13 protein-coding genes are annotated in these 21222 nt (G+C 42.7%); 3 read left to right on the top strand and 10 right to left on the bottom strand.

The window, feature by feature from the left end; translation table 11 throughout:
* Positions 1-3: 3 nt before the first annotated feature.
* The 8 genes from ACLL8Z_RS01600 to ACLL8Z_RS01635 all read right to left on the bottom strand — a co-directional run bounded on the left by ACLL8Z_RS01600 (position 4) and on the right by ACLL8Z_RS01635 (position 12746).
* Entirely contained in the window at positions 4-1314 is a 1311-nt protein-coding gene (locus ACLL8Z_RS01600; RefSeq protein ID WP_411272996.1) for an MFS transporter, read from the bottom strand.
* Between the two features lie 307 nt (positions 1315-1621).
* Complete coding sequence (locus ACLL8Z_RS01605; RefSeq protein WP_411272997.1) at positions 1622-2257, bottom strand: bifunctional 4-hydroxy-2-oxoglutarate aldolase/2-dehydro-3-deoxy-phosphogluconate aldolase; 636 nt, start codon at positions 2255-2257, stop codon at positions 1622-1624.
* Positions 2250-3248, bottom strand: coding sequence for a 2-dehydro-3-deoxygalactonokinase (locus tag ACLL8Z_RS01610; protein WP_411272998.1), 999 nt, complete (start codon positions 3246-3248; stop codon positions 2250-2252). Before ACLL8Z_RS01610 ends, ACLL8Z_RS01605 begins: the two co-directional genes overlap by 8 nt.
* A 282-nt stretch (positions 3249-3530) precedes the next feature.
* Positions 3531-4709: a sialidase family protein gene (locus ACLL8Z_RS01615; RefSeq protein ID WP_411272999.1), complete on the bottom strand. Its 1179-nt coding sequence runs from the start codon at positions 4707-4709 to the stop codon at positions 3531-3533.
* A 138-nt stretch (positions 4710-4847) separates the two neighbouring features.
* Entirely contained in the window at positions 4848-6077 is a 1230-nt protein-coding gene (locus ACLL8Z_RS01620; RefSeq protein WP_411273000.1) for an aminotransferase class I/II-fold pyridoxal phosphate-dependent enzyme, read from the bottom strand.
* Positions 6078-6206: 129 nt separating this feature from the next.
* A complete protein-coding gene (locus ACLL8Z_RS01625; RefSeq protein ID WP_411273001.1) occupies positions 6207-7814 on the bottom strand; it encodes a SusD/RagB family nutrient-binding outer membrane lipoprotein in 1608 nt (535 codons plus the stop codon).
* 16 nt (positions 7815-7830) lie between these two features.
* Positions 7831-11406, bottom strand: a complete 3576-nt coding sequence (locus ACLL8Z_RS01630) for a SusC/RagA family TonB-linked outer membrane protein (RefSeq protein WP_411273002.1) — start codon at positions 11404-11406, stop codon at positions 7831-7833.
* Between the two features lie 170 nt (positions 11407-11576).
* Positions 11577-12746: a FecR family protein gene (locus ACLL8Z_RS01635; RefSeq protein ID WP_411273003.1), complete on the bottom strand. Its 1170-nt coding sequence runs from the start codon at positions 12744-12746 to the stop codon at positions 11577-11579.
* Between the two features lie 565 nt (positions 12747-13311).
* Here ACLL8Z_RS01635 and ACLL8Z_RS01640 point away from each other — a divergent pair.
* On the top strand, positions 13312-13548 hold the full coding sequence (locus tag ACLL8Z_RS01640; protein WP_411273004.1) for a hypothetical protein: 237 nt from the start codon (positions 13312-13314) through the stop codon (positions 13546-13548).
* A 150-nt stretch (positions 13549-13698) separates the two neighbouring features.
* Here ACLL8Z_RS01640 and ACLL8Z_RS01645 read toward each other — a convergent pair whose 3' ends face one another.
* Both ACLL8Z_RS01645 and ACLL8Z_RS01650 read right to left on the bottom strand, forming a co-directional pair.
* Positions 13699-15231 (bottom strand): M20/M25/M40 family metallo-hydrolase, encoded by a 1533-nt coding sequence (locus ACLL8Z_RS01645; RefSeq protein WP_411273005.1) that lies wholly within the window; start codon positions 15229-15231, stop codon positions 13699-13701.
* 175 nt (positions 15232-15406) lie between these two features.
* On the bottom strand, positions 15407-16621 hold the full coding sequence (locus ACLL8Z_RS01650; RefSeq protein WP_411273006.1) for an exo-beta-N-acetylmuramidase NamZ domain-containing protein: 1215 nt from the start codon (positions 16619-16621) through the stop codon (positions 15407-15409).
* Positions 16622-17444: 823 nt separating this feature from the next.
* Here ACLL8Z_RS01650 and ACLL8Z_RS01655 point away from each other — a divergent pair.
* Positions 17445-19445 (top strand): prolyl oligopeptidase family serine peptidase, encoded by a 2001-nt coding sequence (locus ACLL8Z_RS01655; RefSeq protein ID WP_411273007.1) that lies wholly within the window; start codon positions 17445-17447, stop codon positions 19443-19445.
* Between the two features lie 49 nt (positions 19446-19494).
* Positions 19495-21111, top strand: a complete 1617-nt coding sequence (locus ACLL8Z_RS01660; RefSeq protein WP_411273008.1) for an amidohydrolase — start codon at positions 19495-19497, stop codon at positions 21109-21111.
* The last annotated feature ends 111 nt before the right edge of the window (positions 21112-21222 follow it).

Here is a 21222-nt window from a genome sequence, read left to right on the forward strand (position 1 = left end):
ATTTTATTTTAGTCCAGGTTGTGGGATTAGCGCTTTGGTAAATTTCTTAGTTAATAAATGAATAATTATCCATGCAATGAAATACGTTACACCGCATATGGTAAAAATTACATTATATCCTCCTGTTAAATTGCCACCGGCTTTATAAACATCGAGTATCTGGCCAACAAGCAAGGGAAAAAGTATGCCGCCGATAGCCCCCGACATTCCCGCAATACCAACGACCGAACTGACAACCTCCTTGGGGAACATGTCCGATGCCATGGTAAATATGTTTGTAGCCCAGGCCTGGTGGACCGCCACGGCAATGCTGATTAAACCTACTGCTACCCATTTATCTGTTACAAAACGGGCAATAGCGATCATGATTATCAGCTCAAGGATGGCAACGAATAAGAGTACACTTTTCCTCGCTCTTAAAGTGGGCCAACCCTTTTTAATCAATACAGAGGATAAATATCCGCCGGCAATACTGCCGATGATGGTTGCTCCATAGATTATTAATAACTCAGGACTGATTACCTTTAGATTCAGATTGAACGCCGCGGAAAAATACGAAGGAAGCCATATACCGAAAAACCAAAATATAGGATCGATTAACAGTTTGCCTGTAATTACTGCCCACGTTTGAGGAAGTGAAAATAGTTTATACCAGGAAGCAGAGTTTTTGCTCTCGACCTGAGTTCCGGTTTCGTCGTCATTATCTCCTTCAATATACAAAAGCTCTTCGTTTGTAAGCCTTTTTTGGCGGGATGGAATCTCATAGAAAATAAGCCAGAATGCCAGCCAAACAAAACCTAATGCCCCGGTTATAACAAAAACACCTTTCCACCCATAGTCTTGCATGATCAGCGGAACCAATATAAGAGCAAGCACACTACCTACGGCTGTTCCCGAATTAAATATACCTGTAGCCAGCCCACGCTCTTTGCGCGGAAACCACTCCGATACAGCCTTAACAGCAGCAGGGAAATTTCCAGCTTCTCCAATACCAAGGGACGCACGGGCAATGCCAAATCCAGTAACCGACCTAGCCGCTGCATGAAACATACCTGCAATACTCCAAACAATGACTGACACACTATAGCCGATCTTCGTCCCAACCTTATCAATAAACTTTCCTGAAATGAGCAAGCCTATCGCATATGCAAAAGAGAATGCAGACATCAAACTCCCGAAATCTGTTTCCGACCAGTTGAATTCTACTTCCAGTGTAGGTTTTAATAAACCAATAACCTGTCTGTCGAGATAATTTATTACAGTTCCTGTGAAGAGGAGAGTTACGATTATCCAACGGTAGTTTTTTACTTTCATTTATTTGGTTTTAGCTCTTCCCCGAGCAGGTCCCTGGTCTAAGCCCGGGATGGATCTCACTATTGGCGCGCGACTCTTCCCCGACTGGGTCGGGGATCTTGTCACCAGCGCGCGGCTCCCGCCGCTGCGATGACCGGGACATTAAGTATGCATTTAATCAGTAATTCATTTCGCAGCCAGATGATTGACCCGGCTTAATTTATAATTTTTAGAGGACGCGAGCTTCGCCGCGTCTGCACGAGATCCCCGACCCAGTCGGGGAACATTACTCCGCCGGTTTTTGCTCCTTGCTCTTTGTTCCTTGATCCTAAATAAAATACTTCACAAACCCCCTAAAATGCTCCTCCAATCCCTTCCAATTCTCTTGCTCAATTAACTCTCTATCAAATAACTGACTACCTATACCTAAACCATCAGAACCGGCCTTCATGAACTCTCCGATATTATCTTTAGTAATTCCGCCTGTGGGCATGAGTTTGATCTGGTCAAAGGGGCCTTTAATATCTTTGATGTATCCCGATCCAACTGAAGTGGCAGGAAAAACCTTTACAATAGATGCTCCTAATTCCCAGGCGCGGTATATTTCTGTTGCTGTAAATGCGCCGGGAAAAATGGGAATCTTTTGCTGCACACATGATTTTATGACGGCTTCGTTAATGATTGGAGTGACGATAAACTGCGCTCCGGCAGACAATGCGTTTTCAAGATCATTTTCATTGCACACTGTGCCTGCTCCTACATTAAGCTGTTCTCCGTAATTATCAACTGCATAGCGAATTAATTCCGCGGCAGATGTCGTGTTCAACGTTATCTCTACGGTAGTCAATCCGGAAGAGACATATACCGGTAATATTTGCTTCAACTCGTCCAGGGAATGTCCTCTAATGATTCCGACTATAGGAACACTATTAAATATATCCCAGAAAAATTCTTTCTTATTCATTTCTATTATTTAATGCTTTGAATACCTGCACCTGACCAGCAATTGCAGCATTATCGATCAAGTCAGCTTTAATAAAAGTAACATTTTCTGTTAAATTCAGCGATTGAGAAGCAAGCTTGTAATGTTCATATAAATGCTTCCCGCTGCATATCACTAAAGCGCCATAGGTTTCATTGTAAATTTCCCGCAATTCATTACCGATAAGCAAGCCGCTCAGGTAAAATGCGTTCTGTTCTTTGCTAAATCTGGAGAACAACTGGTTGGTCCTGGTAGTAAACAGTGTATTTAGGAGGCCTGAAGATCCGGACGCCTCTACCCCACTGATGAACGCGGTTTGATTAGCTTCATCCGTAAAATCACCACCGCTTGTAATGGAATCCTTTAAAATACTGTGTTCGGATAGGATGTTGAAAACCTCACCAGTCATGAAAGTCCGGAAGCTGATGATATTTCCATTCGCCACCCGCATGTGTTTCGAATGTGTACCCGGAAAAACCAGCAAAGAATCACTTTTATCCAGTCCAAAAATATCATTAAGGCTGAAAAGGCCAATGACTTGCGCCTCCTCACCTCTCATGACATCATCGTGGCTCTTCACTCCCGAAACCAGGATTAAAGGTGATCCGTGTCCGTTGAAATCAGGAAATATCGCAGAAGAGACGCCCGTTCCGTCGAGAGCAAATGGCAATGGTGCATAGGGAATTTCCTGCATGCCAAGTGAGGATGAAGCCATGCCGGAAACAATTACAGGAATATCTGAAAGGTTAGAAGCTGAACTCTGAGCTAAATTATGGATCGCCGACCGCAGGCGGGACGCATAAAAATCAAATCTATTAACTGAGCTCTCCAACTCCCATGCCCTGAATGTGCTAGCCACTCCATCGGGAGATTGATGCTCAGCAATGACAGAGTAATCTGAGGTATCCACGAGGCGTAATCTGAAGGATGTTGTGCCCCAGTCGCAGCAGAGGAGGATTTTAGTGGTTGTCAATTTTGGTATTGGTTGTTGGTTGTTAGCCGATAGCTATCGGCTTGTTAGTTGCCTGCCTGCCGACGGGCAGGTTGGTTGTTGGTTGTTCCCCGACTGGTTCGGGGATCTCCTCATTGGCGCGCGGATTCCGTCGCTGCGCCGATCGGGACATTAAGTTAGCATTTTTTTTTCTGAGCTATTCAAATCGCAGCCCTGTTGGTGAACCATTTTAATTTAACATATCCTGAGGAAGCGAGCTTCGCCGCGTCTGCACAAGATCACCGATCCAGTCGGGGGACAAGCCTACTTATTGACCCTCTTCTTGAAAACATTTTCCTTAAATCCCTTCAAAATATCCTCTTCAGTAAATCTGCAATACAAAATATCTTTTGCACCGGTTCTGTCTCTGTCAAACACCACATGAATTGCTCCATCAGATGTTTGATCTGCATCCGGATAGGAGACATTTTCCCGGGAATCCAACAACAATTGGTATGGCCAGGTTTTACCACCGTCTTTCGATAAGGAGGCTGTCATATTATTTCTAGTAGTACTATTATTTGACACCAGCAATAAATTGCCAGAGGCAAGCCTGCCAATATAAAATCGGCTTGAAGTAGTTGGCCCGGAGGCTGTGAATGGTTTTGGATCAGACCACATTTTACCATAATCGGAGCTGATCGCTGAAAATATACCTTTAGTAGTCCGCAGTAAGGCTAGAAAACCTCCCTGTGTACTCACTTCAACAACCTGCGGTTCGTCATGAATCCGAATAGAATCGGGAAGGACAATTGATGAGTATTTTGTTACACCCTTATCGTCAATTGCAAATAGGAATGCTCCGTTTTCCGGGAATTCTTTGCCAGAACTATCCGAACTGTCGGGTTTATCGACGTATACGGGAAGAAGCGTTAACTTTTTTGAGCTTACATATATGGGCTTATTGCTCATAACGCCATCTGTGATTCGCTTAGGAGCATTATAGGCAATCCTGGAACCATTCATGCTCAGTTCAAGCGAATTAACACCACCTATTCCATCCCACATCAAACTGTCTTTAGCTGATCCATAGTATAAGCGCACCTGTCCATTATCATCTCTCCATAAAGCCGGATCAAAAAGTCGGGTAGATGGAGATTTTGGATAAACAACTAACTGGTCATTCACCCAGGTTTCCCCATTATCTGTACTGGTTGAAACGGTAACAAAATTGCCAGCCCCGGGAGCCGCACCGCCCGAATACCAGGCGACATACAGAACATTCCCATCTCCGCTGGCAGCAATAGCCGGAACCTGCTCAAATTTTCTGTTTGAAATCGTAGTATCCCCCTGTGGCAAAAGTCGGAAATCAGCAACAATGGTAGAGGAATCGACAGATTTATCAGAATCTGCCTTTCTACTAGTATTACATGCCGCCAGTGCCATCGCTGTGATAATAAAGGTGATTATTAAGGTGGTGGTTAAAAATTTTGAATATCTCATTTTTAAGTTTTACATTTTATATCGAGGTTGTTGTCCAACGAATTAATTACCCGGCTCTCTGCGTTTGATCGCGTCCCCAGGTGCGCCTTGACAATACATATTGAATAACCATTCCAATTCCAACCATCAACTGCCCACCTAAACCGCTACCCGTGAAAGTTCCTCCTGCAGCCTTTTCGCCACAATCTTTTCTTCCCCTTTTTTAAGCATAAACACGGTGATATCGATATTATCCAGACCGCCCATTGTTTCGATGGAAGGACTTCCTTCCTGAAGTCTTTTCTGGATGGCAGCTGGTGTAGCCTTCACCTTAGTTTGATCCCATGAAACAGTGATTTTTGGAGTATGGTTAGCAATCGGCGGTACGGTTACTTCTGCTGTGACACCGTTTACCTTTTTTAACGCATCCGTAATAGTAGCCACCTGTGCTTCCCACATTTTCCATTCCTGATCATGGTCCTGGTTGATGTATTTCTCTAAAGCGACATACATACCCAGTACCTCTTCCTTGTTCACTTTCATTCCACGCCCGATATTTCCGCCGCTTGGAGGTGCGCTAAGTCTTGCTGCAGCGATAAGGTCTTTTTTGCCCATTAGTATGCCCGCGCTTTGAGGGCCGGCCATAGCTTTACCGCCGGAAACACAAACCAGGTCGAAGCCCAGCTCATTATATTTCCATAAGTTTTCTACTGGCGGCACATCGGCGGCCATATCAATCAATGTAGGGATATTGTGCTTCTTCGCTATGGCTACCCATTCCGCATGCTGAATATTCCCCATAGGCGCGCTGGAATTTAAAAACCACATCATCGCCGTCTTGCTTGTGATAGCCCTCTCTAGTTCTTCAACTGTTTCGATTTCAACCGGCACAATACCTGTGTTGGTGAGCGCATGAACATAGCCTACGTTATGGGCTTTCTGAGTTATGACTTCTGTCTTTTCAAAAGTGGATATATTTGGCAGGAGCGCAACTTTTTTCCTGTCCATTCGGGTAAGCACTCCTGCAGTACCCAGAACTAATGCCGACCAGCATCCGGCCGTTACCATCGCTGCCTCTGCTTTACACATCGCAGCAATCTTCTCGCCCACTTTATCCTGCACTTCATTAATCATCACAAAGTGCTTCGACGATTCATTAATAGTATCTATCACTTCATCATGCATTAAAGATGCAGTCATGGTCGTGTAAGTTCCTGCAGCGTTTATGAACGTCCGTAAGCCTAATTCCTTAATTACATTACGTTTTGCCTTTGCCGGAGCAGCTGTAGCGGCTTCAGCGGCTTCAGCGACAAACGGCATACCTGTACTGATGGCAGCACCTGCAATTGGAGCTACGGAAAGGTATTTGATCAAATCTCTGCGTTTCATATTTTTAATTTAATTTGAATGGAATTTTTTGAAATAATAAGAGGAAATTATAATCTAATCTCCCCTTATCGTACTACTAATATACTATATGAGTGGAAAAGCTACTCATAAAGGGATATAACATAATTGTTAATTAACGTTACTTTGTCCGGTTCCCGGTCCAACATCCCACCACATTCTTCCCTGAAGAAGGTCAACAGTTTGCTCTGTAAAATTCTGACGTTTTATAGCGTCAAGATAATTGGTTGGGTTCACATTAAGCTCTGTTAGAGGATAGGAGAATCTTCTAAACATCTTACCAGCTGTAACATTACCCGGATATGAAACCTTTTGACCAGCTGTGTTCGTCCAGTTTGCATAGTTAAATACCGGATATTTGACACGGCGCCAGTTAGACCAAACTTCATAATCGTCACCTAACATGGAAACCCAGTGTTGTGTGGCAATAAATTCAAGTTGCTGAGCAAAAGTACCTGCACTCGGATATGGATTTGCAGCAAGATAAGCGTCTACCTGAGCGGTCGTTATCGTTCCTGAGTGCGGAGCAACCGTCGGCCATAAAGCCCATTGCGCCATCGCCTGGCGAACTGCATCGGTGTATGCCGCTTGTGCGGTAGTTCCAACGTTCCATCCCCTGGCGGCTGCCTCTGCAAGTATTAGAAAAGATTCCGCAGATCCAATTGTAATGATGGGCGCTGCGCGGTCCAGATAAAGCAAAGAAGGCTCAGAATAACTATCAAAATCTGAAGGCCTGGTATTAACAGCACCCTCCTTCATTCCACGCTGAATGGCTGAAGTGTTGTTCGCAGTAAATGAGTTACCAGAAGGAACCCAAACTACAGATATAACCGGCAGACGTGGATCCTGAGTATTTTTCAAGTGGTCTATAAACCGAGTCGTCCATTTGCTTCCTTCAACGTTATCACCACCAGGTGCAGCAAAGTCACCGCTAATCATACCACCTACACGTGGATTCATCTGACCAGTTACGTTTGCATATCTAATATAAGCGATATCAGAAAAGGCTGTCATTACGCCCCCTGAGACAGCTTTCTCAACCCATATTTTAGAATTAGCGGCATCAACTTGGGACATACGCATTCCAAGGCGCAACATTAATGTATAGCCAAACTTTTTCCATTTAGCTACATCGCCTTTGAAATAGGGGTCGGCGTTACCAAATACATTAGGTTTGCTCGCGTCCATTGATTTTAAAGCTGCGTCAAGTTCATTAAGCATTGCAATATATATACTTCGCTGGGTATCATATTTAGGCTTAAGATTATCAAGCCCCTTCATTGCTTCAGCATACGGCATGTCACCCAAGCCGTCTGTTGCCTGATGAAAATCCAATATTCTCAGGATTTCACATGCTGCTCTTTTGTTTACGTTCTCAGGACCCGGAATCATAGCAACCAGGTTAACAATCCTGTTCCATTGACCCGTATACACCCCGAAATCACCTGCTGTACCACTGAAATTGTAAAACTTATCTCCGGTCGCAGGTACTTCTTTATAACTTGAAAAGTATTGCATTCCTTGCCCCAGAGCCCTGTAATTTTGGCCAGGGCCGCTACCTAATACTAAAGCTGTGAACGAATATTCCGGTATGTTGGTTTCTATTGCATTGGGATTTCTATTCAGATCCGTTAGCGCTTCTGTATCACAAGAAGGCGCCACTAAGGTCAGAACAATTGCCCCCGCCGCATATATCATCTTAAATAATGTCTTTTTCATGTTCTTAGTTTTAAAATTAGAATCTCAAATTCACGTTAAAGCCAATGTTTCTTGTTCTCGGTGCCATAACACCCTGGCTTCCCTGTGCGTTACCAACGGTTTCCTGCATTTCAGGATCTATACCTGCTTCTTTAACTCTCTTATCCTGGTAAAGGATCGCAAGGTTTAAACCTGTTACACCGATAGAAGCCTGCTGAACTTTCATGAATTTAAGGGCAGTTGTAGGAAGGTTGTAACGGAATACAGCACGACGCAGTTTTACAAAATCTGTACTGTAAACAAACTGTCCAGGATATGCACTTCCAAAATTGTTATAATACGTATCCAGATCAACTACTGGCCAAAGCTTGGTGAAAGGAGCGCCTGTTGTAGTCACGCCAGTAACAGTCAGTCCGCCCTCTCTGCCTGGCAATGTTGCTGGTGTGTGCCCGAAACGTGTTGCATATTGGATAAGGTTACTGTAACCAACGGCGCCAAATTTGGAGTCGATGTCAATCGTCAAGGAGAACCTCTTGTAACGGAAATTGTTTCCCAGACCCATTTGAGTTGGAGGGTTACCTACACCTAAATCACGAAGTTCCTGAACTTCGTAGCCTGTTGCTGCATTGTAAACCAAAACGCCGTTTGCATCTCTTCTCATCACGTTAGCTCTCACTGTTGAATAGGGCAGACCAACGGCATTGATCAGAGCTGGGCCACCAATTGCGCTTCCGAGGGTCAATGTAGTAATACCCTCCGCTAACTCAACGATTTCACTTACGTTATGCCCGAAATTATAATTAACGTCCCAGCTAAAGTTATCTTTCTTTATTGGTGTTCCATTTAGACTGATTTCCCACCCTTTGTTTGTAACTAAACCAAGATTACGACGACCAGCATTAAAACCAGTTGCTGCAGAAATCGGCGGAGAGAGGATATCATTCCGGGTTCTTCTTGAATAGTAGTTAACATCCAAACCGATCCGGCTGTCAAGCATTTGAAGTTCAACACCACCTTCTACAGTTTGCACTGTAACCGGGCGTATGTTTGGATTATTCAGGGTAGTTGGGTTACTCAAAGTTGGTAATCCATAAGCATTAATTGTACTAACTCCATAGGTTTGGTTTATACTACCAGCATTAACCGTGGCACTACCAACTTCCGCCCAAGAAGAACGCAATTTGGCATAATTCAGAAAAGCTGGCATTTTGACAACATCTGAAAGGATGAAACTGGCACCAACTGAAGGATAGAAAATTGAATTAAAACCGGGGTTAAGTACAGAGAACCAATCCTGTCTGCCTGTAACAGTGAGATAAAAGATGTTTTTGTAATCGATATTTGCTTCACCAAAAACTGAGTTAGTTCCGCTATATGTTACACCCTCATTTACGAGGCTTCTGTTTACGAGGTTAGTTAAACTATAAAAATTTGGAACAACCCAGGTATCTCCATTGAGGACGTTCTCTAAGCGATTATCACGCTCTCTTTGCGCGCCACCCAATAGATTAAAGCCAATCTTTTCGGATAAGAATCGCTGGTTGTAATTAGCGATAACCTGGAAGTTTGTTTTTTCCTGATCATCATAATATGAATTGAAGTAACCAAGCGGCGTAAAGGAACTGGTCATCGGAACATAAGCAGATTCATTGTAATCCCTGCTATCAAGTGCCACGGTACCCTTTACAAAAAGGTTAGTTAGAATGTTAAATTGGGCACTCAAACGACCAATAAGTCGCTTTTGATTATCCTCGTTACCTAACTGATAAGCAGCGTAATATGGATTCACAGCAGCAGGTACAGGATTCCAATCTAATTCACGTCCGGTTGTAGCTTTGATTCCCGGCCTCTTTGGATCAGTACCAGCCATATTACGGACATCTACATTATTGGCTGCAAGATAAACTGGCCATGCTGCATTGATTTCAGCATATCCGATACCCTGCCTGTTTATCGCATCAACAATATTATATTGTGCGCTACCTTCTATAGTGATAAAATCATTTTTGCCCATTTTTCCAGTAACGTTCAAAGCAGCATTTTTCCTGAAATATTCAGAATTTGGCTGCTGATCCTTAGAACGTAGGTCACTCAAAGATAACCTCATTCTAAGCTTCTCAGTACCGGCATTAAATGCCACTGTATTTGTAATATTTTGTTGAGTCTGGTAGAAATTAAGAATATTATCTTTCACTTTAAACGCCGAATAAGGACGCATCACTCCGTCAAACTGCATAACCATCGATCCATCAAGCTTAGCGCCATACGACAAACGACCTGAACTAAGCGCAGCAGCAGCGGTTGCCGGCTTAACACCGTCATTACCCTGGCCATATTGATATTGCCAGTTAGGGAATACGGATGGAGTTCCGAAGTTAGCATCAGATGTAACTTCAATACCTACTCCTTGCTGTGCAGTCCCTTTCTTAGTCGTAATAAGGATTACACCATTTGCAGCCTGACTTCCATAAAGTGCGGCAGCTGCCCCACCTTTCAATACGGAAATTGTAGCAATGTCATCCGGGTTCATACTTGATATACCATCACCACGGTCAACATTCAAACCAACAGTACTTGAACCACCTCCACGGTTAGTATTATTTATAGGCATACCATCCACAACATATAATGGCTGCTGGTTACCGTTTAGAGATGTATTTCCACGAATGATTACACGACTGGAACCACCCACACCTGCATTCGCTTGTGTTGCATCAACACCCGCAATTTTACCGGTAAGTGAGTTTGCTATGTTGTTCTGACGCGCCTCCGTAAATTGGTCGCCTCTTACTTCCTGAACTGCATATCCCAAACCTCTTTTAGCTTTTGTGACCCCCAATGCTGTTACTACAACCTCACTTAATGCCTGCCGATCTTCAGCAAGAGTTACGTTAACACTGGTTCTGCCGTTTACTGCAACTTCCTGAGTTACATAACCTACATAGGTAAAAACCAGAACAGCATTAGCGGGTGCATCTAATGTAAAATTACCCTGAACATCCGTAGATGCACCCAGTTGAGAGCCTTTCATGCGCACACTTACACCAATCAGCGGTTCGCCATTCGCGTCGATTACTTTACCCCTCACGTCTATACGCTGGATTTTTATTGCGAAATCTGAAACAACCCCGGCAGTTTGTCCTGCAGTAAAAGTCCTGCTATCACGGTTCGAAGGCATGATTGAAAATTTAGATACCTCTTCCATAAACCTCTCATCTTTTCTTTTAAGGATGATGGTATTTTCAGTAATGGTATAGGTCAGTGGCTGGTTTTTAAAAACCACCGATAGAACATCCTCCAGCGGAGAATTCCTCGTCTTTACAGTAACAGGTACCGTATTTCTCAGCAGCCTGGTATTGTATAAGAAATCATACCCCGTCTGCTTTCTAATCTCAGTGAAAACCTTATCCAGATTAGAGTTCGTTTCATTTAACGTAATATTTTGTGAGAAGCCTTTAGCACTTAACTGCATAAAAGTTACTAGAATAAAAATGGTAGTCAGCTTCATGATTCTTAATAGTTGATTTGAGACCGTTTTAGAGAGTCTCAAGGTAGGGAAATTACCACTTGTTATGCAGGAACTACCCCATTCACGTAGTAAAACATTTTTCATATTTTTACATTTTAAATTGTTTTGGAATTAATAGAATTTCGTACTCACGGATTCAAAAAAGACCTTAACAAACACGCCGCTCCGGGCGCACTCCGGGGCGGTTTTTTTAAGATCTTTCCAGTTCCAATTAACTGGTATTCTTTTTTCTCATATTGCGTTATTTAAGTTTGTTATTGTATAGATTTAACTTTAAGTTTTCTGCCCTTTACTGTAAATTTAATACCGCCGCTTTCTTCAAGCATTTTAAGCACGCCGGATATTTTTACATCCGTCGAAATATAGCCAGTAAATTCGTCCGGAGCCAGTTTGCCATCATAAACAAGCTCGACATCATACCACCTTTCTATTTCTTTCATTATTTCCATTATCGGCGTATTTTTAAACTTGAAATATCCATTTTTCCAGGCGATGGCTTTTTCGGTGTCGGTATGCTGAACTTTAATATCTGAATGCGAAGCACTGGTAAGCGACTGCTCTCCCGGCTTTAATAACTGGGCGTTTGGTTTTGCTGAGTTTAGTATAATACGTACGCTACCTTCCAAAAGTGTGGTCTTGATAAAATCTTCGTTTTCATAAGAATTAATGTTGAAATGAGTACCAAGCACTTCAACAACCTGATTATTACTTTCAACCCTGAACGGGCGGCTCTTATTTCGAGCAATTTCAAAATATGCTTCGCCTCTAAGCTTAACTTTCCTCTCAGCACTGGTAAACGTGGTAGGATAAGTTAGAGAAGACGCAGAGTTTAACCATACTTTACTACCATCCGGCAGACTGATCTTATACCTCCCGCCTTTAGGCGTTTGTATGGTGTTCGCAGCCGATGCACCATTTGTGCCTAAAATGCCGGCCTGATTTTTTAAATAAACAATCTGCCCATCTTCTGTCTTTGTAATTGAGGTGTTTCCCTGGCTGGCTACAAAACCTTTGGCAGCATCATCAAGGCTGATCCTTGATCCGTCTGCCAGCGTCAATATCGCCTTATTTTCTCCGGGAAGTATATCATTTTTCGGACTTATCTCAGTAAAATACTCCGGCTCAACCTTCTCCTCTTTATTATAGAAATAAAGCGATACGGCCGCTGCAACAATTAGCGTGGCTGCTATCGAAAGGTTCCTGAAAATTCGTATAGGGTTTGTTGGAGCAGGGCTTTCAATCTCAATTCCCCCCATGATCCTGTTGTATATTTTATCATCAAGAGACGAAATATCACGATCAATCTGATCTTTATCGGATTTATTAAAGCTGCCGTAAAAATTAAGCAATTGCTGCTCCTCCTCAGGAGAAGCTTTACCCGAAATGTACTTATCCAGCAATATAAGAAACGCTGCTTTTTCCACAGTATAAGATGATTTTATATGGAAGAGTGAGATTTGGGGCCTATCCCCTAGTTGTATGAAGAAAATATTATTCGAATCGGTATTTGGTTATCGGTAATAATTAATCGGGCAACAAGTATTTGTTATTCAGTCTCTCGTAAGATTACCGTCAGTAATAGCATGTTATTGCGGAGCGAAGTCTGCCCAACGCAAACTGGCGTTCCCGACAAGGCCAGGCTTTCTGATACGGTATTTTGGAAGCCACTTTTCCTGACAGATCAATTCGGAAAAGCAACTGTCGAATTGATGCCATGCAAAAAGGTACCTATCGTGTTGCAATTGAAGGTATAGATATAAACGGTAAGCCAGGAAGAAAGGTTCTTTTGAATCAAGTAAAGTCGGAATGGTGATTTTAAAGGCAATTTCTAAGAGCCTAATTCTGTCTGGTCAGTTTCTTTACAGTATAAAAATTAAATAGTACACGCGACAAACGTGCGCCAGTATGGGACCAGGGATTTGTGAAAGGAAGTAAAATTATTTTAATTTCCTATACAATAATGGTATAATGTGCGTTAGAAAAGGTTATATGGAACATCCTCTCAGAGTAACACACAAAAATTCCGATTACATATTTAAATTAATTAAAGACAGCCCGGTCACTAAAGAGACCACCGAGTTCAAAATCAAACTGGAAGAAGAAGAAATCTCTATTTGCAAAACTCCAACAGGTTGGGCTCAAAAAAATTCAGGAACTCGCCATTTAGACCCTGAACTGCTTAATGCGATCGGCCACTCTCTCTCTTTGCGATTCAGACTGAGTTAAAATCCATAATATTTGACTTGATGACGAGTTGGGTACGATGCTCTAATTGCTTCCATGTGTTATATTCTGCATTAAGGCAGATATTGCAATCAATAAAGAAAGAAAATCTCACAATTAATAGATGATCAAAAAAACTCCCTTATCCGGAGCCTATCTGATCATCATCAGTGCCGCCATGATTTCCATTCCATCGAATAAATTTCCAATGCGAATGTTTTCATTTTCAGCATGCTGGTTGTTATCATGGTTGGCTATAGGAATGGTTATTGTTTTGGCATTCAGATACTTTTCAAATAAGAAGAGTGGCAAACTACCCCCCATTGTCGGCTGAATGACAAGTTGATTTGGTGACGTGCTTCTGACGGCCGCTATAACTTCTTGTATTACAGGTAGGTCCATTGAAGTGCGCTGTGCATTCATCCCATCCTTTCCTATGACTTTAATAATCTTTGAGTGTTTCTGCCTTTCTTCATCGGTAGGATTTTTATCTGTTACATAAAAGCCTTCTGACTCTATATGGTCAATTACTTTTTGCTGCTGCCTCTTCCAATCATTGCCTATAACCAATCTCAGATCAAGAACAGCAGTTGCATAGGTGGGTATTTGATTGGAAGCCATCTTTCCCACATTACCGCTTTGCATACCGTTAATGTTCAAAGAAGGCTGATTGATAGCTTCACTTAAGGATACCCCTTGCATATCTACGGAATGGATTCCCAGTTCAGTTTTCATTTGTTCGTCCACCCGAGGTACTTCGTTTAATGATTTTCTTTCAAAAGCGGATAATGGCGTTACATCATCATAAAATCCCTTAATAGTCACTCTTCCGTTTTCATCTTTCATAGATGATAACAACTTTACCAGCATCATAGCCGGGTTGGGAGCCCAATTACCGTAATGTCCGCTATGGAGCGGCCTTTTTGAAGCATAAACTGTCAGATCAAGATTGGTATCGCCCCTGACACCAAATACAATTTGCTTTTTACCTGATTGGTGAACAGGTCCGTCGCAAATGATCCATAAATCAGACTGGAGTAAGGACTGGTATTTTTCCAGTATTTCATTAAGGTGCGGTGAGCCGGCTTCTTCCTCACCTTCAAAAAAGAATTTTAGATTATAACCGGGCCTTATGCCGCTTATAGTGAGGGCTTCATAGGCATTTAAAATAGCGGCAATACCCGCCTTATCATCAGATGCACCGCGAGCATATATCCTCCAGTCGCTTTCATATTTACCGTCTGCTGGAAAAGGAAGATTCTTTCCCCCTTTATCAATGACATTGGAGAATAGTTTCGGAGTAAATGGATCGAGCTCTGCTGCCCACTGAGCAGGATTAACTGGCTGTCCGTCGTAATGTGCGTAGAAAATGAGTGTTCGTTTTGCACCGGGCACAAGCACTTCCCCGTACACGGCCGGGGGCGTACCAGCCGTGGCAGCATTTAAAAGCTGTACTTTTTGAATACCCCGCTTTCGCATCATTCCCATAATAAACGCAGCATTCTTCTTAAGGCCAGGAGTATCTGTAGCAACATTCGGTAAAGTCAGAAAGTTAGTAAACTCCTTGATAATGCTGCCAGCATTATCATTTCCGTACGCTCTGATCTTAAGCGATTCAGTTGTTTGGGCGGGGACTGATTGTGTAATCGAAATACTCAACAGAAAAAAGAAGATCCATTTTTTCATGATATATATTGATAGTGTAATGATTTTGAGTTATGTAAACAGGCGTTTGGAATTCAACATTGCTTATCCAAATATAATCCATAAGCTTAGGACAAATTTCACCCAACCGGTTCATAATAAGCTACCGTTGCGCCGGCACGAGCGGCAATGAATATTTTTTAAACCCATCCCCGCACTAATTATATAGAAGATACTTTTTCCTCATCTCCTTATACTCACTTAGCCCCGGCTCCCAACTCGCCCTGATCACAGTTTCAGACACACCATCAATAATTTGCTTTCTGAAAAGGCCCGAACCTATCTGAACCTCGATGTTATTCATCTGGTTGCTTAGTTTGGAGTCGAAGAATTTTTCTTTATAGGGATGTGCTTTATACAATTCCATGATCCATCCGAGGTTTATCTGCTGCTTCTTCCTCAATTGTTCCACATCGTAATTGCGCAGGTCCAGACCATAACAAACCTGGTTCATGAATAGTGGCGTTTCTGCCATGCCTTTTATACTGGTTGGTGTATAATTAAACTCGTATTTTCCTTTAAGCTCCGGACTCCCAAGTACAGTAAAGGGAAATTTAGTGCCGCGGCCGAGATTAATGTAAGTCCCTTCAAACATACAGGTAGATGGATACAGCATAACTGCCTGCTGGGTATTTAAATTTGGTGAAGGACTGACAGGCAGTGTGTAAGGCATGTCGTGATTGTAATTCGCATTTTTAACAATCTTCAGCTTACATTTTACCCCATTTGTTAACCATCCCTGTCCATTTGCCATTTGAGCAAATTCAGCCACTGTTAATCCATGCGACATAGGTATTGGGAACATACCGATCCCTGATTTGTACTTCATGTCGAGTATTGCGCCATCCACCAGGTAGCCATTAGGATTAGGTCTGTCCAGGATAAGGAGTTCCTTGCCATTTTCATGACAGGCTTCCATTAATCGGCTCAGCGCATTGATATTGGTATAGAAACGTACACCAACATCCTGCAGGTCATATACCATAACATCCACATCAGCAAGGTCTTCTTTTGACGGCTTATTCTTTTTTCCATATAAGGAAATAACAGGGATGCCGGTTTTGGCATCAATTTCATCCGCTACGTGTACTCCGGCACTTGCATTACCCCGGAAACCATGCTCCGGCCCAAACACCTTAACTACATTGATTCCCAAGCTCTTTAAGCTGTCTACCAAATGAGTTTTCCCGATTATGGAGGTAAGGTTAGCAAGAATCGCTACCCGTTTCCCACTTAGGTAAGGAACATATTCTTCTGTACGCTCAGCACCGGTCCTTAATGGCGCTGCCGAATTCAGGCGTGATGCATTTTGAGAGTTAGTCGTTGAACAGCTGAGGGTAATAGCTGCCAGACAGGCGAATAAGAACTTCATAGTCTTTGGTTTTGTGACTAAAGATAATTTTTTGATCTCAGAATCACGCATAACACCGCAGAATTTTCATAATGCAAGCCATATATAGTCCAGTGATTACTATTTCTTGATCCTTCCTTCAACCTTTCACAACACTGTCTAAGAACTTAGATCACACATAGATAAAAAAGATCTTAAACACGCTCTACCAAGTGCAGGAACCCGCAGTATTATTTCAAAAAAACCTTTTTTGCGGGTTTATGCGGAGCAGAAGGTCAAAATCGTTCAAATACGGTCAGAATTCGAAGTTTTTTATAATGTAGCCCGGTATAAAGGGGTGCAGTCAACTTACTAGAGTAAAAGTATTCGAAGACGAAGGCGAAACGATGCCCACTATAAGGTATACTTATATCCCCAGAGACCCATACCATAGGTTAATTTTACTTCAGAAATAACTTTTGTATCTTGTAGGATATTACTTGATTCTATTCTCTTCTTACAGATCTGAGATAGTTTAAGCATGATTGATCAGCAATTAATTCAACGTACGTGAATCATAAAAAGGCTTACATCTTGGTGTACCTTCTACTCCGAAACAGGTCAAAAAAACCTTGCATTAGAATATTATCGGCTAAGCATACTGCATACAGCAAAGGCGGAAATCATGCGAATCTAGCCGCTACAGAGAAGAATAAGAAGATACGATTGGAAGCGGCAAAGAAACCTATAGCACAGCTGCAGACTAATTAACAGGTAAATGTGGCCATGAACGCCAAATGGAATATTCATAAAACGTATGACACTAATCCACTTAACAAGATTTCACCTTAAATCAACCTTCATTATGAAAAGATTTTTTATTATGTGCATGGTCCTTTTAATGATTGGCACTGCTTATTCGCAATCCCGCACGTATTGGTCTCCTGAACAAACCATCAGGATGAAAAACATTACAGCAGTTCGTGTTTCTCCTGACGGAAAAAAAGTGGTTTATGCTGTAAGAGAAGCTGTAATGACGGAGGATCGCAGCGAGTATATTAACCAGTTGTATCTATCCGACGCCAGTACAGATAATTCGGTTCATTTAACAAGGGGCGACAAAAACAACAGCAACCCGCGATGGAGCCCTGATGGGAAATGGATTGCTTTTCTTAGCAATCGCGATGGTAAGAACAATATTTATCTGCTGCCGGTAGGCGGAGGCGAATCGGAGCGTCTCACGGACGTGAAAACCAGTGTTGCTGATTTTAAATGGAGCCCTGATGGAAAGGCGATCGCTTACACTATGAGCGACGCGCCATCTGACGTGGAAGAAAAGAACAAAAAGTCAAAGAGCGACTGGTATTTTATGAATGAAGAGCACAAGCAGGGCCGTCTTTATTTGATTTCGATCAGCGAAAAAGATTCCAGCGGCAAACAGAATGTACTCAAGCTGACAAATGATAACCGCCACATCAGTGGTATTGATTGGAGTCCTGACGGGAAATCTATCGCTTACACCCATGCTCTTTCTCCGGGTGTAAATGATAATATGAATAGTGATATCGCTTTGGTGACGATAGCTTCGGGCGAAGTAAAAAACGTGGCCAATACAACAGGTGGAGAAAGTAGTCCAAGCTTTAGTCCGGATGGCAAATATATAGCATATTTGGCTACAAATGAGGAGGGAATTTGGGGTGGGAAAAGCTATATCAAAGTAACATCTGTTGCTGGTGGTCAGGTGGTGACTTTAGCAAATACGCCAAATGAACCGGGTGAATTGCTGGGATGGAGCAACAACGGTCAATTTGTCTATACATCAGAGCCATATCATACAAGCACTAAAATATTTCGCCTGGCAGCAAATGGCAATGAGATTACCGAATGGAAAACCGGGTTGAAAAATATGATAACGTTGGTTGCCCTTAATGACAAGGGATCCCATTTTGGGTTTGTGATGCAAAATTCTTCCCTTGCCAGTGATGGCTATGTGAGCAGTACAGCTAACTTCTTACCACTCAAAATAAGTACGATCAATCCTGAAATTGCTTCTTACCCTGTTCCCAAAACAGAAATAGTTAAATGGAAAAGCTTTGATGGCAAAGAAATAGACGGTTTGCTCACCTATCCCTTAAATTATGAAGCAGGTAGGAAATATCCCCTGATCCTGAATATTCATGGGGGTCCTGCGGGAGTGTTTGCGGAAACGTTTATTGCTGGCAATGGCGGTGCCTACCCGATTGCTGCCCTCGCTGAAAAGGGGATTTTTGTTCTTCGTCCCAATCCAAGAGGATCGACCGGATATGGAGTTGAGTTCAGACTATCAAACCAGCGGGACTGGGGCGGTGCTGATTATAAAGATCTGATGGCGGGGGTTGATTATACAATCTCAAGTGGATTGGCCGATTCAACAAAATTGGCTGTGATGGGCTGGAGTTATGGTGGATTTATGAGCAGCTGGACAATTGGACATACTAACCGGTTTAAGGCGGCAAGTATCGGGGCTCCGGTAGTAGACCTGGCTGCCCAAAACATGACGGATGACATAGCAGGTTTCCTTCCTTCCTATATGAAAAAACAGCCATGGGAAGATTGGAATGTTTACGATACCCACTCTCCTCTCCGCTTTGTGCAGAACGTAACTACACCCGTACTTCTTCAGCACGGAGATGCCGATATTCGTGTACCTTTCAGCCAAGGACTCATGTTTTATAATGCATTAAAACGAAAAGGTGTACCTGTCCGGTTTTTAGTCCTTCCCCGGCAACCGCACGGGCCTACTGAGCCTAAAATGGTACTGAAAGTAAACCAGACTAACCTTGACTGGATGGAGCATTATTTACTGGGGAAGGAAAAAGCATTTTGATTGGGATCACTGATAAAGAAGTATAATAGAATCTTTTTAAACGAAAATTATGGTCTACAAAAAATCAATGCTGAGCCTGCTTTTTCTTTTTTTTGCCATGTATGCGGGTGCGCAGGCTAAGAAAGCAAATCTTAATCCTAAAGTTGAAACCTGGAAAAAGGAGGTGATAAGTAAACTTGATGGTAAGTCTAAAACAGCCCAGGAAATGGTGGATATGGTTTTCAGCTTTTCTGAACTCGGATTTCAGGAGACGGAAACATCTGCCTATCTCACAAATATTCTGGAAAAAAATGGATTTATCATAGAAAGAGGAATAGGGGGAATTCCCACAGCATGGATGGCTAAATGGGGCAATGGTAAACCTTTTATTGCCCTTGGAAGTGATATAGATGGTATTCCGAAAGCTTCCCAAAAGCCGGGAGTCGCTTATAAGGAGCCCATTGTCGAGGGGGGACCCGGGCATGGAGAAGGCCATAATTCAGGCTTACCTTTGGTGATCCTGTCAGCGCTCGAGGTAAAGAAAATCATGGAACGGGAACAGTTATCTGGAACTCTTATGATCTGGCCGGGAGTAGCTGAAGAACTAGTGGGGACTAAAGCATGGTACATTCGGGATGGTTACTTTAAGGATGCAGATGCATGCATTTTTACGCATGTGGGAAATAATATGGGCGTGTCATGGGGTGATGCTGGAAACAACGGCCTGGTCTCTGTCGAATTTAAGTTTGAAGGCAGCTCTGCCCATTCTGCGGGTTCGCCGTGGCGCGGTAAAAGCGCACTGGATGCTGTAGAACTAATGAACGTAGCATGGAATTTTAAACGAGAACACATGAAACCTACCCAACGTTCTCATTACGTGATCACCGACGGCGGCGACCAGCCCAACGTTGTACCGTCAAAAGCCTCAGTATGGTATTATCTTAGGGAAAGAACTTATGAGGATATTAAGGAAATGTACGATCAGGCTATTCTTTATTCAAAGTCAGTTGCTGCAATGACTGGTACTACAGTATCCCATCAATTATTGGGCACGGCTTGGCCAGGGCATTTCAATAGATCTATAGCAGAAGCTGTATCTGCTAATATTAAAAAAATTGGATTGCCGGTTTGGGATTCTTCGGATCAGCAGTTGGCAAGAGCAGTGCAGAAACTAGTCAATGCTCCCCCAAAAACACCTACGGGTGAAATTATCGACGGGCTGGCAACGAAGCTTGATACATTGCGGGGGCCAGTGCAATTTTCCTGGGGAGCAGGCAGCGATGATATCGCCGATATTGCCTGGAATGTGCCAACAGTGGTATTACGATACCCCGCGAATATTCCGGGCACACCTGGACACAACTGGGCTGATGCCATTGCAATGGCCACCCCTATCGCTCACAAAGGAGTATTAGCAGGAAGTAAAGTAGTAGCCACTACACTTTTGGATATGTTAACAAATCCAGCTATTATTTCAAATGCGTGGGATTATCATAAGAATGTACAAACAAAAGATGTAAAGTATATTCCATTTTTGGAACCTGCCACCCGTCCAGCTATTCATCTCAACCAAAAGATAATGGATGAATTCCGACCTCAACTAAAAAAATATTACTACGATCCTTCAAGATTTAAGACCTATCTCGAACAGTTGGGTATTCAATATCCGGAATTAGAAAAAAAATAAGCGGGGCTCAAGATGAAATGCAACTTTCTGTGAATTCCCTATTCTACTGACTTTTTATCAGATATTCATCTGTAAAATTCACTGTACCATAGGGGACGCTGTAGTGGCGAA

Origin of the sequence: Daejeonella sp. (genome assembly GCF_046590655.1) — a bacterium.
Lineage (GTDB): Bacteria > Bacteroidota > Bacteroidia > Sphingobacteriales > Sphingobacteriaceae > Daejeonella.

What these genes read in the sequence shown, in the direction of transcription:
- ACLL8Z_RS01620 (WP_411273000.1), bottom strand. Translation starts at nt 6,077, where the DNA reads ATGAAACGCAGAGATTTGATCAAATACCTTTCCGTAGCTCCAATTGCA.
- ACLL8Z_RS01660 (WP_411273008.1), top strand. Translation starts at nt 19,495, where the DNA reads ATGGTCTACAAAAAATCAATGCTGAGCCTGCTTTTTCTTTTTTTTGCC.
- ACLL8Z_RS01600 (WP_411272996.1), bottom strand. Translation starts at nt 1,314, where the DNA reads ATGAAAGTAAAAAACTACCGTTGGATAATCGTAACTCTCCTCTTCACA.
- ACLL8Z_RS01615 (WP_411272999.1), bottom strand. Translation starts at nt 4,709, where the DNA reads ATGAGATATTCAAAATTTTTAACCACCACCTTAATAATCACCTTTATT.
- ACLL8Z_RS01645 (WP_411273005.1), bottom strand. Translation starts at nt 15,231, where the DNA reads ATGAAAAAATGGATCTTCTTTTTTCTGTTGAGTATTTCGATTACACAA.
- ACLL8Z_RS01625 (WP_411273001.1), bottom strand. Translation starts at nt 7,814, where the DNA reads ATGAAAAAGACATTATTTAAGATGATATATGCGGCGGGGGCAATTGTT.
- ACLL8Z_RS01650 (WP_411273006.1), bottom strand. Translation starts at nt 16,621, where the DNA reads ATGAAGTTCTTATTCGCCTGTCTGGCAGCTATTACCCTCAGCTGTTCA.
- ACLL8Z_RS01640 (WP_411273004.1), top strand. Translation starts at nt 13,312, where the DNA reads ATGGAACATCCTCTCAGAGTAACACACAAAAATTCCGATTACATATTT.
- ACLL8Z_RS01630 (WP_411273002.1), bottom strand. Translation starts at nt 11,406, where the DNA reads ATGAAAAATGTTTTACTACGTGAATGGGGTAGTTCCTGCATAACAAGT.
- ACLL8Z_RS01605 (WP_411272997.1), bottom strand. Translation starts at nt 2,257, where the DNA reads ATGAATAAGAAAGAATTTTTCTGGGATATATTTAATAGTGTTCCTATA.
- ACLL8Z_RS01655 (WP_411273007.1), top strand. Translation starts at nt 17,445, where the DNA reads ATGAAAAGATTTTTTATTATGTGCATGGTCCTTTTAATGATTGGCACT.